The sequence below is a fragment of the Croceibacterium aestuarii genome (genome assembly GCF_030657335.1).
GTDB classification, from domain to species: domain Bacteria; phylum Pseudomonadota; class Alphaproteobacteria; order Sphingomonadales; family Sphingomonadaceae; genus Croceibacterium_B; species Croceibacterium_B aestuarii.
This window is the reverse complement of the sequence record NZ_CP131039.1, coordinates 415,276-430,763: the sequence shown is the minus strand read 5'-3', so window position 1 is coordinate 430,763 and position 15,488 is coordinate 415,276. Positions and strand designations below refer to the sequence as shown.

General features: G+C 65.4%; 15 protein-coding genes. 9 read left to right on the top strand and 6 right to left on the bottom strand.

Features of this window, described 5'->3' with window-relative positions:
• Positions 1-21: 21 nt before the first annotated feature.
• Positions 22-888 (top strand): DUF8021 domain-containing protein, encoded by an 867-nt coding sequence (locus Q7I88_RS01935; RefSeq protein WP_305097356.1) that lies wholly within the window; start codon positions 22-24, stop codon positions 886-888.
• 131 nt (positions 889-1,019) lie between these two features.
• Here Q7I88_RS01935 and trmB read toward each other — a convergent pair whose 3' ends face one another.
• A complete protein-coding gene (gene trmB, locus Q7I88_RS01930) occupies positions 1,020-1,736 on the bottom strand; it encodes a tRNA (guanine(46)-N(7))-methyltransferase TrmB (RefSeq protein WP_305097355.1) in 717 nt (238 codons plus the stop codon).
• Positions 1,737-1,819: 83 nt separating this feature from the next.
• Between trmB and Q7I88_RS01925 the strand changes: the two genes are divergently transcribed.
• Positions 1,820-2,056, top strand: a complete 237-nt coding sequence (locus tag Q7I88_RS01925; protein ID WP_305097354.1) for a hypothetical protein — start codon at positions 1,820-1,822, stop codon at positions 2,054-2,056.
• Between the two features lie 61 nt (positions 2,057-2,117).
• Here the strand turns inward: Q7I88_RS01925 and ctrA are convergent, their stop codons facing one another.
• The 3 genes from ctrA to lptB form a co-directional block, all read right to left on the bottom strand.
• Positions 2,118-2,813, bottom strand: a complete 696-nt coding sequence (gene ctrA, locus Q7I88_RS01920) for a response regulator transcription factor CtrA (protein ID WP_305097353.1) — start codon at positions 2,811-2,813, stop codon at positions 2,118-2,120.
• A 208-nt stretch (positions 2,814-3,021) separates the two neighbouring features.
• A complete protein-coding gene (gene rpoN, locus Q7I88_RS01915; protein ID WP_305097352.1) occupies positions 3,022-4,479 on the bottom strand; it encodes an RNA polymerase factor sigma-54 in 1,458 nt (485 codons plus the stop codon).
• A gap of 24 nt (positions 4,480-4,503) precedes the next feature.
• Positions 4,504-5,265, bottom strand: a complete 762-nt coding sequence (gene lptB, locus Q7I88_RS01910; RefSeq protein WP_305098644.1) for an LPS export ABC transporter ATP-binding protein — start codon at positions 5,263-5,265, stop codon at positions 4,504-4,506.
• A 223-nt stretch (positions 5,266-5,488) separates the two neighbouring features.
• Here lptB and Q7I88_RS01905 point away from each other — a divergent pair, with 223 nt between their 5' ends.
• Genes Q7I88_RS01905 through Q7I88_RS01895 form a run of 3 tightly spaced genes read left to right on the top strand, consistent with a single transcriptional unit; the run spans position 5,489 to position 7,762 of the window.
• A complete protein-coding gene (locus Q7I88_RS01905; protein ID WP_305097351.1) occupies positions 5,489-5,872 on the top strand; it encodes a hypothetical protein in 384 nt (127 codons plus the stop codon).
• A 28-nt stretch (positions 5,873-5,900) separates the two neighbouring features.
• Positions 5,901-7,310, top strand: coding sequence for a mechanosensitive ion channel family protein (locus Q7I88_RS01900; protein WP_305097350.1), 1,410 nt, complete (start codon positions 5,901-5,903; stop codon positions 7,308-7,310).
• Positions 7,307-7,762, top strand: coding sequence for a DUF1801 domain-containing protein (locus tag Q7I88_RS01895; protein ID WP_305097349.1), 456 nt, complete (start codon positions 7,307-7,309; stop codon positions 7,760-7,762). The genes Q7I88_RS01900 and Q7I88_RS01895 overlap by 4 nt, the downstream gene beginning before the upstream one ends.
• A 3-nt stretch (positions 7,763-7,765) precedes the next feature.
• On the opposite strand, the gene ppa is transcribed toward Q7I88_RS01895, so the two are convergent.
• Positions 7,766-8,302 carry an inorganic diphosphatase gene (gene ppa / locus Q7I88_RS01890; RefSeq protein ID WP_305097348.1) on the bottom strand — a complete coding sequence of 179 codons (537 nt, stop codon included), beginning with the start codon at positions 8,300-8,302 and terminating at the stop codon, positions 7,766-7,768.
• A 170-nt stretch (positions 8,303-8,472) separates the two neighbouring features.
• Between ppa and Q7I88_RS01885 the strand changes: the two genes are divergently transcribed.
• The gene (locus Q7I88_RS01885) at positions 8,473-9,582 is read left to right on the top strand and encodes an LLM class flavin-dependent oxidoreductase (RefSeq protein WP_305097347.1); all 1,110 of its coding nucleotides are present in this window, start codon (positions 8,473-8,475) and stop codon (positions 9,580-9,582) included.
• 9 nt (positions 9,583-9,591) lie between these two features.
• On the opposite strand, the gene Q7I88_RS01880 is transcribed toward Q7I88_RS01885, so the two are convergent.
• Positions 9,592-11,550 carry a M61 family metallopeptidase gene (locus Q7I88_RS01880; protein WP_305097346.1) on the bottom strand — a complete coding sequence of 653 codons (1,959 nt, stop codon included), beginning with the start codon at positions 11,548-11,550 and terminating at the stop codon, positions 9,592-9,594.
• A 95-nt stretch (positions 11,551-11,645) separates the two neighbouring features.
• Here Q7I88_RS01880 and hisS point away from each other — a divergent pair, with 95 nt between their 5' ends.
• From hisS to prmC, 3 genes are all read left to right on the top strand, one after another.
• Positions 11,646-12,911 (top strand): histidine--tRNA ligase, encoded by a 1,266-nt coding sequence (gene hisS / locus Q7I88_RS01875; protein WP_305097345.1) that lies wholly within the window; start codon positions 11,646-11,648, stop codon positions 12,909-12,911.
• Positions 12,912-13,379: 468 nt separating this feature from the next.
• Positions 13,380-14,447, top strand: a complete 1,068-nt coding sequence (prfA, locus tag Q7I88_RS01870; protein WP_305097344.1) for a peptide chain release factor 1 — start codon at positions 13,380-13,382, stop codon at positions 14,445-14,447.
• The gene (gene prmC / locus Q7I88_RS01865; RefSeq protein ID WP_305097343.1) at positions 14,447-15,298 is read left to right on the top strand and encodes a peptide chain release factor N(5)-glutamine methyltransferase; all 852 of its coding nucleotides are present in this window, start codon (positions 14,447-14,449) and stop codon (positions 15,296-15,298) included. The genes prfA and prmC overlap by 1 nt, the downstream gene beginning before the upstream one ends.
• The last annotated feature ends 190 nt before the right edge of the window (positions 15,299-15,488 follow it).

Here is a 15,488-nt window from a genome sequence, read left to right as displayed (position 1 = left end):
CCGGCCCGACCAGACCGCGCAATGAACCGCCGCGAGGGCCCGGCGGCCCTGGCGCGAGCCGTGGCCAAGCTCTTCATCGTGGCCGCGGGACTCGCTTTCGCGACGGCCGCCCAGGCGCAATGCAGCCGGGCAACGCTGCAGAAGCTGGCCGGCACTTACGTGAAGGCGCAAAGGTCCGGAAGCGCCGATCTGGTGCCGCTCGCGAAGGGCGCGTCCTACGCGGAGAACGACAAGGTCATGGACATCGGCCAGGGCGTGCTGGCCGGCCCCCTCAAGGTCGACTTCACCCGCAGCTTCCTCGACACCACGCAATGCGCCACTTTTACCGAGTTGGTGGCGGCCAGCGATCCGCATCCCTACGTGATCCACACCCACATCGAGGCGACAACGGACGGGAAAGTCTCGAAGATGGAATCCGTCGTCACCGACGCCGGGGACTGGATGTTCGGAGCGCGCGAGCACCTTGCCGTCACACAAAGCGAGAAGTGGGATAAGATTCCCAGGACCAAACGCGACACGCGGGCGGTCCTCCAGGCGGCAGCAGATGCGTACCTGGACAATTGGGGAGACCCGGAGCTCCCGGTGCCGCACGGCACGCCCTGCCACCGGCTCGAGGGCCGTATAAACACCGGCAGCAAGGACCCCGAGGGCAATACATGCGACATGGGGGCGTTCCCGCAGAAGCTCAAAGTGGGCCATCGCCGCTATGTCATCGACGAGACCATCGGTGCAGTCTCGATCTTCCACGACTTCCCTTGGCTCGATGCCGGACTGCCAGCCGATCGGGCGACCCCGGCCAGCCAGATGTTTCGAGTCGAGAACGGCAGGAATCGCTACATTCACGAGGCGACGGTATGCACGACGCCGGAATGCGGGCGGGGAAAGTAGGGCAAGCGCGTGAACGGCACCCCCAACGGTGACGGGGAACGCAATTGGCCCGGGTCGTTACAACTCAGAGGAACGATTGCGCTGAGGGTCGGCACCGCAAAACCTGCGGTTTGCCGGGGAAGTGCGATAGTCTAGCGCCGCCGATAGCGGAAGTACCACACTTCGTGGCCGAAGACCTCGCGCGCCTTGCGTTCGTAGCGGGTTTCGGTCCAGCCGCCGGGCCGATCCTGCCAGCTTTGCGGCCCTTCGACGAGCCATTCGAAGGTGTCGGTGTGGCGGCGCATGACCATCAGTGCGTGGCGCAGGTAGACCGGGTGATCGGTGCCGAAGCGAAACTCTCCGCCGGGCTTGAGCTTGGCGGCGAACATCTCCACCGGCCCGTCGTTCATCATCCGCCGCTTGGCGTGGCGCGCCTTGGGCCAGGGGTCGGGGTGGAGCAGGTAGAGGAAGCTCAGCGCGCCGTCGGGGATGCGGGCGAGGACTTCGAGCGCATCGCCGAGATGCAGCCGGACGTTGCCGAGCGGCGGATGCGCGCCGTTGTCGCCATCGATGTGGACCAGCGCCTGGGCGACGCCGTTGAGGAACGGCTCGGCGCCGATGAAGCCGTGGTCGGGCAGCATGTCGGCGCGCGCCGCCAGGTGTTCGCCGCCGCCGAAGCCGATCTCGAAATGCAGCGGGCAATCGCGGCCGAACAGACCCTCCGCAGTCACCGGGCCTTCGTCGGGAACGGCGATCTTCGGCAGCAGCGAATCGACCAGCTCCTGCTGGTGGGCGCGCAGCGGCTTGCCCTTGCTGCGGCCGTAGAGGCGGTTGAGAGTGGTCGGATCGCCGGGTTTGTGCGCGCTCATGCGCCTGCCGCTAGGGCTTCGGCCCGCGGCTTGTCCAGCCGCTCGATTGACCCGCGGCGCGCAATGCGGGAGGAAACGAGGCTATGGAACTGATCGCCATCATCATCGCTGCCGTTCTCGGTTGGCAACACGCCAGCTTCGGCAAGCGCGAAGTGCAGGTCATGGCGCTGGTCGTGGCGGGCTGGACCGCCGTCACCACCGCGGCGAGCGTGCCCTACCTGACCACGGGCAGCTTCGTATTCTCGCTGCTGTTGCACACCGCCGTGGTCGTCGTGCCCTACGGCATTGCCGCCCTGGCGCGAAAATGGTTCGGCAAATAGAGAAAGGGCCCGCCACCTTGCGGCAGCGGGCCTCTCGCGGTTTCCGTCCAAGGAATCTGTGTCAGGCGGCTTCCGCCTCGGCGTCGGGATCGCGCAGCACGTAGCCGCGGCCCCAGACGGTTTCGATGTAGTTCTCGCCGCCGCAGGCGCTCGAAAGCTTCTTGCGCAGCTTGCAGATGAACACGTCGATGATTTTGAGCTCGGGTTCGTCCATCCCGCCGTAAAGGTGGTTGAGGAACATTTCCTTGGTCAGCGTGGTGCCCTTGCGCAGCGAAAGCAGCTCGAGCATCGCGTATTCCTTGCCCGTCAGATGCACGCGGGCGCCGTCGACTTCGACGGTCTTGGCATCGAGGTTGACCGCCAGCTTGCCGGTGCGGATGACCGACTGGCTGTGCCCCTTCGAGCGACGCACCACGGCGTGGATGCGCGCGACCAGCTCGTCGCGGTGGAACGGCTTGGTGACGTAATCGTCGGCACCGAAGCCGAACGAGCGGATCTTCGAATCCATTTCGGAAATGCCCGACAGGATCAGTACCGGCGTCTGCACCTTGGCGACGCGCAGCTTCTTGAGCACGTCGTACCCGTGCATGTCGGGGAGGTTCAGATCGAGCAGGATAATGTCGTAATCGTACAGCTTGCCGAGGTCCAAGCCCTCTTCGCCGAGGTCCGTCGAATAGACGTTGAACCCTTCGGTCGTAAGCATGAGCTCGATCGCCTTGGCGGTTGTCGGCTCGTCTTCGATCAGCAGGACGCGCATTGCAAAAGCCCCTTCTTCACCCCCGGTAATGACCCGCTAACGGGTGTTGCCCGGTGTTAACCACGCCATGTCTCAAGGAAAAAGGTTAATAAAGAGTTTGCAGCATTAACGTTTTGCGGGTGGGGCTTTCGAGTCACAGGTGAAGTTACGGATGCCAGGGGCATTTACCTGTGTGAAGAAAGTGTTGGAAAACGCGCGGAAACCTCGGTCAGGCCGACGCGAGCTTCTTCTGCCGCCGCCGTTGCACGCTCGAGCCGATACCGATGGATTCGCGGTACTTGGCGACGGTCCTGCGGGCGAGATCGAAACCTTTATCGCGCAGCAGTTCCACCAGCTTGTCGTCGGAAAGAATCGCGTTCGGATTCTCGGCATCGCACAAGGCGCGTATCTGCGCCTTGACCGCTTCGGCAGAGACCGCGCCTTCGCCGTCGGACGAGGCCACCCCGCTCGAAAAGAAGTACTTCAGCTCGAAGGTCCCCCGGTCGCAGTGCAGATACTTGTTGCTGGTCACCCGGCTGACCGTGCTTTCGTGCATCTCGATCTCTTCTGCCACTTGGCGCAGCGTCAGCGGCTTGAGTTCGCTCACGCCCTTGCGGAAGAACCCTTCCTGCGCCTTCACCACGGCGGTGGCGACCTTGAGGATCGTCTTGGCGCGCTGGTCGAGCGCCTTGATCAGCCAATTGGCGTCGGCCAGCTTCTCGCTCAGCCACGACTTCGCCGCCTTGTCGGTGCAGCCGCCGCGCAGCTCCACGTAATAGGCGCGATTGACCACCAGGCGCGGCAGTGTTTCCTCGTTGAGCCGGATGTCCCATCCGCCGCCCAGCGCGGTGATCAGGATGTCGGGTACCACCGGCTCGCCGCCTCCCCCGCCAAATTTCAGCCCCGGCTTGGGATCGTAGCTGCGCAGTTCGGCCAGCATGTCGCCGAAGTCCTCGTCGTCGACGTCGCACATCCGCTTGAGACGGGCGAATTCGCCGCGCGCGACGAGGTCGAGGTTTTCGATGAGCCGTCGCATGCACGGATCGTAGCGGTCCGCCTCGATCGCTTGCAGGGCGAGACATTCGGACAGAGTCCGCGCACCAACCCCCGTCGGGTCGAGCGACTGAACGACCGCGAGTGCCCCCTCGGCCTCGGCGATGGGAATGCCCAGATCGCCGGCCACTTCGCGCAATGACACCGGCAGGTAGCCCGCTTCGTCGAGCAGCCCGATCAGGTGGCGCGCGACGAACTCGGTCCGCACGTCGGGCGAGGCCGCGCCGACCTGCGTTTCGAGGTGCTCGCTCAGCGTCGGGTCGTCGTCCGAGCGTTCGCCCGCATCGGGCAGGTCGTCGCCCGACATGGCGCTGGCCGGCTGCGCCGCCCAGTCCCCGGTATCGCGGTCGCGGTCGAGCGCGCTCGTGTCGATGTCGAGCGCCTGTTCGCCGTCGCCGGACGTGACGTCGGGCGTGGCATCGCGGATCTCCTGGTCCGCGCTTTCGGCCGGCGCCTCGCTCTCGACGCTGCTCACGTCGCCGGCGTCGAGCAGCGGATTCGCCTCCAGTGCCTCGCCGATGAAGGTTTCGATCTCGAGGTTGCTCGCAGCCAGCAGACGAATGGCCTGCTGCAACTGCGGAGTCATCACCAGCGACTGCGATTGGCGGAGATCGAGCCGCGGCCCCAATGCCATACTTATCCCTCCTCCCCGACGCCCTCAGAGGGTGAAGGATTCGCCCAGGTACAGGCGGCGGACGTTCTCGTCCGCCACCAGGTCCGCCGGACTTCCCGCGAACAGCACCTGCCCGCCGTAGATGATGCAGGCGCGGTCGACGATATCGAGCGTCTCGCGCACGTTGTGGTCGGTGATCAGCACCCCGATGCCGCGCTCCTTGAGGTCGATCACGAGATGGCGAATGTCGCCGATGGACAGCGGGTCGATGCCGGCGAACGGTTCGTCGAGCAGCATGATAGAGGGCTTGGCGGCCAGTGCGCGGGCGATTTCACAGCGCCGCCGTTCGCCGCCCGAAAGCGCCATCGCAGGGCTTTCGCGCAGCCGCGTCAGACCGAACTCGTCGAGCAGCCGCTCGAGCTCGGCTGCGCGGACCTCCTTGTCGGGCTCGACCATCTCGAGCACGCACTCGATGTTCTTTTCGACCGTCAATCCGCGAAAGATGCTGGTTTCCTGCGGCAGGTACCCGAGCCCGAGAATCGCGCGGCGATACATCGGCAGCTTGGTGACATCGACACCGTCCATCAGGATGCGGCCCGAGTCGGGGCGCACCAGGCCCATGATCGAATAGAAGCATGTCGTCTTGCCGGCGCCGTTGGGCCCGAGCAGTCCCAAGACTTCGCCCTTGCCGACAGTGAGCGATATGTCGCTGAGCACGCTGCGCTTGTCGTAGCTCTTGGCGATCGAGATCACTTCCAGCCCGCCCTGTGGGATCGGCGGAGCGGCATTTTGCGGAGCATGCTCCATGGCTTCTGCCAGTGCGGCCTCGTGGAGGGCCTGGTTCTCGAGTGTCGTCATGGCACGCGATGTATCAACGGATTCGAGCCTGTTGAAGGGCGTTTGGCAAGATTCCTGCATGGATGTTGCCGATGCGCATGTGTGCCGCGCTAGGTCAGGTCATGTTAGCAGGCTTGCAAGTTTGTCTCAGCTTTGAAATAGTGGCGGTTCGGGACGGGGAAAGGAGAGGCGCATGGCAAAGGCCTTGTGGCATGAACAGGCTGGCACTCTGGGCGGTGAACGCCCTCACGCAGTCGACTGGCCCAAGCGAATGAGCGATCACATCGCCGCGGCCTTGCTGGTCTATACCGGTCTGCACATCTTCGTGACCATGCAGGCGCTCAGTGGCCACCACGGCTCGATTCTGCCTTACTTCGGCCTCGTCTTCCTCGTCGCCGCGGTCATCCCGGCCTGCCGCTTGTTCGAAAAACGTTGGGAGAGGCTCGCCGCCGGCGGCGCGAGCGATGCCGAGCTGCAGCACCTGTTCAATCGCGACCGGCTGGGGCTGTGGCTGTCCGCAATCGGACTTCCGCTCCTCGTGACCGCGTTGGTCAAGGGCATACTCGCCCTGTTCTGATCGCCCGGCGGCAGGTAGGCTGGCCGCCATGATCTCCCGAATTGCTCGCTTCGGCCTTGCACTGGCCCGGCGCCTTTTGTTGCTCACCGCGCTGGCGCTCTGCCTTGCGGCGCCAGCACAGGCGCTTGTGCCGGGGAGCGCTCCGACCCAGGCTGCGACGGCAGCCGCGTCGTCGATCTCGGCCGAACGCGACAGCCAGGCCGACAACAAGATCGCCGAACGCATTCGCGGAATATTTTCCGAACTGCCCAATCTGGCGAACGTCGATGTGGCGGTGAGCGAGGGCGTGGTCACACTGTCCGGCACGGTGCCCGACTTCGAAAACCGCGACCGGGCGGAGGCGATAGCATCGCGAGTCGCCGGGGTGGTGACCATCGAGAATAGAATCGAGCGCGACACTTCGGTCGGCGGGGCAACCGCCGGGATCAAGCAGGTCACACAGAAATTCGCTGACTTCGCCGCGACGCTCCCGCTGGTCGGCGCCGCCCTGCTGGTTTGGCTGGTCATTGCGCTGGTGGGCTATCTCATCGCCGGGCTGGGCGGCATGTGGCACCGGCTCGCGCCCAATTCCTTCCTCGCGGAGCTTCTTGCCAGCGCAGTGCGCTTTGTCTTCGTGATCGCCGGGCTGGTGGTCGCGCTCAACATGCTCGGCGCCGGTGCGCTGATGGGCGCGGTTCTCGGGGGCGCGGGCGTGGTCGGCATCGCGCTCGGCTTTGCCATGCGGGACACGATCGAAAACTACGTCGCCTCGCTCATGCTCAGCCTGCGCCAGCCGTTCCGCCCCAACGAATGGGTGGTGATCGACCAGCACGAGGGGCGGGTGATCCGCCTGACCAGCCGGGCGACGATCCTCATGACGCTCGACGGCAACCACCTGCGGATTCCCAATTCGGCCGTCTTCAAGGCGGTGATCCTCAACTACACCCGCAACCCCCAGCGGCGGTTCGAATTCGACCTCGGCATCGACGCCGACGATGATCCTACCGCCGCACGGCGGCTAGGGCGGGAGACGCTCTCCACGCTGGATTTCGTGCTGCCCGAGCCCGGGCCCGAGGCGCGGATCATGGAAGTTGGCGATTCGAACATCATCCTCCGCTTCCTCGGCTGGATCGATCAGCGAGAGGCGGATTGGTACAAGGCGCGCAGCAACGCCATCGCGGCGGTCAAGGCCGCGCTCGAAGACGCCGGATTCGTCCTGCCCGAACCCATCTACCGTCTGCGCTTCGACGCGCGCACGCCGCCCCTTCCCATCGTCCGGGGCTCGGCGTTGGAGCCGGCCGAAGAACCCGCGCCTCCGCCCGAACCGCCTGTCGTGCCGGTCGAAACCGAAGACGTCGCCCCGCAGAACGAAATAGCCGAGATGGTGGATCGCGAGCGCGAGTCGGGCGCAGGCGGCAAGGAGCAGGACCTGCTCGATTCGGACCGGCCGATCGAGTGAGCGAGGACGCACACCGGCGGCTCGAGGCCTTCATCGATCGCTATGCGCCGGAAGTGGCCGCGCTCGGCCGCGCCGTCCTCGCCGATCTTCGCACGCGGCTCCCGCACGCCAACGTGCTCGTCTACGACAATTACAATGCGCTGGCCGCAGGTTTCGCGCCCGATGAGAGCGCCGGACATGTCATCCTCTCGCTCGCATTCTATCCGCGGTGGGTGAGCCTGTTCTTTTTCAACGGGCCGCGGCTCGACGACCCCGGTGGACTGCTCGAGGGCAGCGGATCGACCGTGCGCCATGTGAAGATGCGCCGGCTGGAAGACTTCCAGCGGGCGGAGGTCGAGGCGTTGATCGAGCAGGCGCTCGCTCTGGCCGATCCGCCGCTGGCGCCGGACCACCGGGGGCGCCTGATCATCAAGTCGGTTTCGGCCAAGCAGAGGCCCCGCCGGCCCGCTTAGGGTTCAGCCCTTGGCGGCCTCGGCCCGCTCGATCGCTTCGACCACGACCCTGCGCGCTTCGGCGGCATCGCCCCATTCACCGACACGGACCCATTTCTCGGCCTCGAGATCCTTGTAGTGCGTGAAGAAGTGCTCGATCTGCTGGAAGATGATCGAGGGAAGGTCCTTGGTTTCGGCGACGTCCGAATAGTACGGGAAGGTGGTGTCGATCGGCACGCAGATCAGCTTCTCGTCACCGCCGTGCTCGTCCTCGAGGTTGAGCACGCCGATCGGGCGGGCGCGCACCACGCAGCCGGCGATGAACGGGCTGCGGGCGATGACCAGCGCGTCGAGCGGGTCGCCGTCGGGCGAAAGCGTGTGCGGCACGAAGCCATAGTTCGCCGGATAGCGCATCGGCGTGTGCAGGATGCGGTCGACGAACAGCGCGCCGCTGGCCTTGTCGAACTCGTACTTCACCGGCTCGCCGCCGGTCGGGACTTCGATTATGACGTTGAGGCTTTCGGGCGGATTATCGCCCACGGGGATCAGGTCGATACGCATCGGTCTCTCTTGCAATTGCTCGGGCCGGACCCTCTCCCCACGCCGGCGCGCGCTGCCCCTAGCGCCCCGGGGCGCATATCGCCACCCGGCAATTGCGAATCCCGTCCGATTGGGGCATTGTTGACTTTGACAAAGTCCGTCCGGGAGCGACGGACCTGCGGAGAGAGAAAATGCACGTAGGCTTGGCAACCGGTTTCGCCCACCAGCGGGGCAGGGAGTACGACGACGCGCGCTTCGTGCGCGAAGAGGTCGACAACCTCGTCTACGCCGAGGAACTGGGCTTCGATTCAGTGTGGATCACCGAACACCACTTCTCGACCTATTCGATGTCGAACGACCCGCTGCAGCTGCTGACCTATATCGCCGCGAAGACCCGGCACGTGAAGCTCGGCACGCAGTGCATCATCGTGCCGTGGCACAATCCGGCGCGGCTGGCCGAGAAGATCATCAACCTCGACATCCTCTCGAACGGGCGCGCCATCCTGGGCTTCGGCGGCGGCCTCGCGCAGCACGAGTTCGCCGGGCTCGGGATCGACATGAACAAGAGCCGCGCGCTCTACAACGACATCCTCGAAGTGGTCGTCCCCGCGCTCGAGAGCGGCGTGATCGAGGGCGAGGGCGCGTTCGGGAAGATTCCGCGGCAGGAACTGCGACCGGGACCGATCAAGAGCTTCGAGGGACGCAAGTTCTGCGGCAGCCTGTCGGGCAACTCGATGTACATGGCGGCCAAGCTCGGCTGCGGGAACATGATCCTGATGCTGCCGCAGCGCGGCAAGGACGTCGGTCCCGACAAGTACACCGAGGTATGGAAGGAAGTGCACGGCGCGGATTCGAGCCCGCCCCCGCCGATGCTCGGCGGCAACTACTACGTCGACGAAAGCGCCGAATACGCCGAGAAACAGGGCCAGATGTATCTCGCCAACACGATGCGCGCGGCGATCCGCAACTACCACCTCGATACCCCGGGCAAGTTCCCGCACATCAAGGGCTACGAGCACTACGAGAACATGGTTCTCGCGCCCGAGCAGGTCGACGATTACGTCGAAAACTTCGCCAAGGGCGCGGTCACCGGCACCCCGCAGATGATTCTCGAGCGGATGTGGGAACTGAAGGAGCAGTTCGCTCCGCAGGGCTTCTTCCCGCACGTCTATTACGGCGGCATGCCGCAGGACGAGGCGCGCAAGAACATGGAGCTGTTCGCCGCCAAGGTCCTGCCCGAACTCAAGAGCTGGGAGGCTGAAGCCAGCATCGACGACCGCTTCCTCGAAGCGGCGGAATAGGCGAGCCGATCAGCCCTGCGCCGGCTCGCCGGTGCGCGGCGCGAGCAGGCGGTCGAGCGGCTGCTCGCCTGCACCGACCGGTTCGATCCACGGGTAACGCAGTCCGCCGTGGTAATCGACCGGCACGGTCAGGTACCGCGTGCCGCGCTTGATCAGCAGTTCGATCGGCTTCTTGCCGTCCTTGGCCGCCTTGACCGCATCGAGAATGACATCCTTGGAGAACGCCTCGCCATCGACCGCGACGATTTCCGCCCCGGTTACGATCCCCGCGTCGAACGCCGGCGAATCCCAGATGGGAGACTTCACCTTGCCGTCCTTGTCGAGCGTGAAGCCGAGCGAATAGGTCAGGTTGATGTCCTTCGAATGCTCCAGCCGCCCCTTCTCGTAGGGGTTGGGCTCGTCCTTCCAGACGAGCCGATAACCGGCGCTCTCGAGCCCGGCGAGGGGGGCGGGCTGGTTGGCGGCGTAGAAGCGCTTGGTGAGGAACCCTGCCCAGTCGTGGGGATAAACCGCGTTCAGCGCGGCCACGACGTCGTCGAAGGTGTAGGTCAGCTCGCCCCAGTCGCCGTCGTTGACGCCGAAGAACCCGCGGGCGAAGTCGTCCATTCCCTTGGCGCCGCCGGTGCCCTTGCGAATGATCTGGTCGGCCTCGAGCCACACCAGCATCCCCTCGTTGTAATAGTCCTCGCTGCGCGAGAGCGAGGAATAGGGCAGCGGCCGGCGCGCGTTGATGATGGGATCGCGGGTGGTGTCGACCACCGGCCGCCATTCGCGCCCCGGCTGGGTGGCGTAATAGCCGGCCTGGTTGGCGAGTGCGCCGAGCACCACGTCCTTGGCTTGCAGGCCCGACCGTGCGGCCAGGACATTGCCCCAGAACTGCGTCTGGCCTTCATAGACCCACAGCAGCTCACCCTGCTTGGGCTGGTGATAATCGGGTGTCCACAGCCCCGCCGGGCGGCGATACTTGCCGTTCCACGAATGGACCAGCTCGTGCGCGATCACGTTGCGGTCCCAGCCCATCGCATCCCAGTCGACCAGCGTCTTGGGATAATACTGGTTCTCGCTCGAGCGATGATGTTCGAGCCCGATACCGCCCATGCGGTCGGTCAGCGCGAGCAGCGAATCGTAATGATCGAAGTGCCGCGCCCCGAACAGCGCCAGGGCCTCGTCGGCCAGCTTGCGGAAGGTCGCGAGGTGCGCCGGCTCGATTTCGAGCAAGTCGGGCTCGTCGGCCACGACGTCGAGACGGATGGCATGTCCGAGGTCGAACTGCTCCGCATGCTTGCCGGCGAAGACCGGGGAATCGACCAGGGTATCGTAGGCGACCGTGTCCCAGGTCGTCGCCTTGCCGAGATCTTTCTGCCCGTCGAGCGCGGTGAACACTGTCCACCCGGCGGGGAACGTGACCGTCGGATTCACCTTGATCTGCCGCACGTAGTAGCCGGCGGGGTAAAGGCTCATCGAATCCCATTGCAGGTTGAGCATTTCCTGCGTCATCACGATGCGCCCCTCGCTCTTCTGCAGCGGGCTGGTGTGCACGAAATAGGCGGAGACCTGTTTCGCACCGGCGGGCACGGGCACGTGGAAGGCGGCGACGGTCACCGGATCGCGGGTCCAGGCGACCGGCTTGCCGTCGACCTCGAAGCGGACGTCGGCGAGAAGGTTGGTCATGCCCCGGCTGGCATGCTTGCCGGGGATCCATTCGGGCAGCAGCAGGATCATGTCGCTGGTCCCGGGAGGCACGGGAAACACCTGGTTCACCCGGAAGATACCGCGGGTCAGGTCGGTCGCGTCGATATCCAGCTTCACCGTGCCGGGAAACGGCACGTCGCGGGCAGCGGGAACCGGATCGGGCAGCGCCGTGGCGACGGGCGCCGAACGCAGTGCCTCCTGGGCAGCGGAGGTGTTGGGAACAACGGCAATCAGCGCCGCAACGGCGAGTGGGGCGACCACGAATCTCGTCTGCATCCCCCAACCCTTGGCGCGCGGTAATTTCGATTGCAACCATCTATTGCGCAGGGAGCTTGGCGAGCCGGGGCGTTTGGCGCTAAGCGCGCCGCGCAATGAGCAAAGTCGAAACCCCTCGCCCGATCCGCGGCACGCAGGACATCTTCGGCCCCGACGCCGAGGCCTTCGCGTACGTCGTCGAGACCTTCGAGCGGGTGCGCAAGCTCTACCGCTTCCGCCGGGTCGAGATGCCGGTGTTCGAGCGGACCGAGGTTTTCGCGCGCTCGATCGGCGAGACGACCGATATCGTCTCCAAGGAGATGTACAGCTTCGAGGATCGCGGCGGCGAATCGCTGACCCTGCGCCCCGAATTCACCGCCGGGATCGCCCGCGCCTACCTGACCGACGGCTGGCAGCAATACGCCCCGCTCAAGGTTGCCACCCACGGCCCACTGTTCCGCTACGAGCGCCCGCAAAAGGGTCGCTATCGCCAGTTCCACCAGATCGACGCCGAGATCATCGGTGCCGCCGAGCCGCAGGCCGATGTCGAATTGCTGGCGCTGGCCGACCAGCTTCTGAAGGAACTCGGCATCGCCGACGTCACGCTGCACCTCAACACGCTCGGCGACGCCGACAGCCGCGAGGCCTGGCGCGCCGCGCTGCTGGGTCACTTCCGCGCCGTGAAGGGCGAGCTGTCGGAAGATTCGCAGGAGCGGCTGGAGAAGAATCCGCTGCGCATCCTCGATTCCAAGGATTCGCGCGACAAGGCCTTCGTCGCCGAAGCGCCCAAGATCGACGATTTTCTCAGCGACGAGGCTCAGGCCTTCTTCGCCGCGGTGACCGGCGGCCTCGATGCCGCCGGCGTGAAGTGGATCCGTTCGCCGGGACTGGTGCGCGGTCTCGACTACTACCGTCACACCGCCTTCGAGTTCATCCCGGACGAGGGTTCGGTTTCGGCAAATACCCTGGGCAGCCAGAGCACCGTGCTCGGCGGCGGGCGCTACGACGGGCTGATGGAAAGCCTCGGCGGCGCGCCGACCCCCGCAGTCGGCTGGGCTGCGGGGATCGAGCGGCTGGCGATGCTGGTAGGGGAGCGGGGGGAGCCAAATGCCGACGTTGTCGTTGTCGCCGAAAGCGACGATATGATTCCTGCGGCAATTAAGACCACGGCGCGATTCCGTGAGCTTGGCTATTCCGCTGATCTTATAGTCAGCGGGTCTACACGCAAACGCTTCGACAAGGCCGTAAAGAGCGGCGCGACTTGTATCGTCAGCCTGCGATCTGACCTGAACGGTACAACGGCAAATGTCCGGCGAAGCGATCCCGATGCGGCGGAAGTCGAGCAGGAGTGGCTGAAGATGAAGCCCTACATATTGTCATGACCAGTCCGGCCAGAAGCCCGCTTAGTCACCCTGAACTTGTTTCAGGGTCCATTTCTCCACTCGCGCAACCCGAGCATGAGGCACGATGGATGCTGAAACGAATTCAGCATGGCGAGGCTTATCTATAGCCACCATCCTCAGTCACCCCGGACTTGTTCCGGGGCCGCGCTACTTGCCGGAGATCGCGGAAAGAAAACCACTATCCCGGAACGGGTCCGGGATGGCGTCGTGTGCGAATCGCAGTCGGGGCAATTCTGCCGCGCTCTCTCATCGTCGCTCTTTCCTACAGCCCCCCTTCGCGTCTATCGGGCATGACAAATGACTGAGCCCCCAAATTTCCCGTCCGATTTCCCGCGAAGTGTAACCTGTGGCTTTCGACCATAATATTCTTATGAATCAAAGCGATGAACCTTGTTGTAGCATGGTGACAGGGTGTAATTTGCGTGTCCCGGGGACGATGGCCGCGGCATGACCATCCCCGAAGAACGCCTGCGCCAGCTAACCCATCGCTTCGCCGAGCTCGAAGCGCGCATGGCTTCGGGCACGCTCGAAGGCGAGGAGTTCGTTCAGGCCAGCCGCGATTATGCCGAGCTCGAGCCGGTCGCCAGGGCGGCGGCCGAAGTGCGCGAGATGCGCGCCGAGATCGCCGAACTCGCCGCGCTGACCGAGGACCCGGAAATGCGCGCAATGGCCGAAGAAGAGCTCGGCGAACTGCGCCGCGCCTTGCCCGAGGCCGAGCGCAAGCTCGCGCTGGCCATGCTGCCGCGCGACAGCGCCGACGAGCGTCCGGCAATGCTCGAAATCCGCGCCGGCACCGGGGGCGACGAGGCCGCGCTGTTCGCCGCCGACCTGTTCCGCATGTACGAAGGCTATGCCGCCGAGCAGGGCTGGAAGGTCGAGACCGTCAGTATCAACGCCAACGAGATCGGCGGCTTCAAGGAAGTGGTCGCCAACGTCACCGGCAAGGGCGTGTTCGCCAAATTGAAGTTCGAGAGCGGCGTCCACCGCGTGCAGCGCGTGCCGGTGACCGAGAGCGGCGGGCGCATCCACACTTCGGCGGCGACCGTCGCCGTGCTGCCCGAGCCCAGCGAGGTCGAGGTCCATATCGAGGACAAGGACCTGCGCATCGATATCTACCGCGCGAGCGGCGCCGGCGGGCAGCACGTCAACAAGACCGACAGCGCGGTGCGCATGACCCATATTCCGACCGGTATCGTCGTCGCCATGCAGGACGAGCGCAGCCAGCACCGCAACCGCGACAAGGCGATGCAGGTGCTGCGCGCGCGGATCTACGAAAAGAAGCGCGAGGAGGTCGAAGGCGCCGAGGCCGCGGCGCGCAAGGCGATGGTCGGTTCTGGCGACCGCTCCGAGCGCATCCGCACCTACAACTTCCCGCAAGGCCGGGTCACCGACCACCGTATCGGCCTGACGCTGCACAAGCTGCCCGAAGTGCTCGCCGGACATGGTCTGGGCGAAATGATCGATGCGCTGATTGCGGAAGACGAAGCCAAGCGCCTGGCGGCCATGGACGCCTGATGATCACCGTCGCCGAAGCGCTGCGCGACGCGACGCGGCGGCTGGGGAGCGTTTCCGATACCGCGCGGCTCGACGCCGAATTCCTCATGGCCGACGCCTTGCGCGTTTCGCGGTCGGAACTCCTGCTCAAGCGCATGGCCGAGCCGCAGCCCGAAGGGTTCGAGGCCTGGGTCGCGCGCCGCGAGCGCGGCGAGCCGCTTGCCTACATCGTCGGAGTGCAGGAGTTCTTCGGCTTGCCCTTCGCCGTGTCTTCCGACGTCCTGATCCCGCGTGCCGACAGCGAAACGACACTGCGCGCCGCGCTCGAGGCCGCGCCCTCGGCGTCCACGGTGCTCGACTGCGGCACCGGGTCGGGCGCCCTGTTGCTGGCCTTCTTGCACGAGCGGCCGGCCGCAGCGGGTGTCGGAATCGACCGCGCAACGCAGGCGGTCGCCGTAGCGAGGAAGAATGCCGCGCACCTCGGTCTGGCCGGGCGCTGCGAGCTGCGCGTTGCCGACTGGAACGCGCCGGGCTGGAGCGACGACCTCGGGCGGTTCGACCTGGTCATCGCCAACCCGCCCTATGTCGAGACCGGTGCCGATCTCGATCGTTCGGTGCGTGATTTCGAACCGGCCGGTGCGCTCTATGCCGGGCCGGAGGGCCTCGACGCTTACGCAGTGCTCATCCCGCAAATTTCCGATTTGCTGGCCACGGGCGGTGCGGCGGTGCTCGAAATCGGAGCCGCGCAGGCGGATGCTGTGGCCGAACTCGCGCGCCGCCATGGATTCTCCAGCGAATTGCACCGCGATCTCGCCGATCGGCCGCGCGCTCTGGTCCTGCGATTAAGCACTTGGCAAAGCGCGATGGAGTAGCTACCTCTAAGTCCAGACCAGCGGCCGACGGCAATCGGGCCAGGGCCGGGTCTAACCCCATCAATTGCGTGGAGTGCGGCGCAGGCCGCAACTGGCATGTGCAAGGTGGGTACACGCAGGCGCCCCAGCGCGCGCGTGACGAGGGGTCTAAGGTCGGGCGAGGGCACGTTTGCCTGCCGCAACAAGGAAG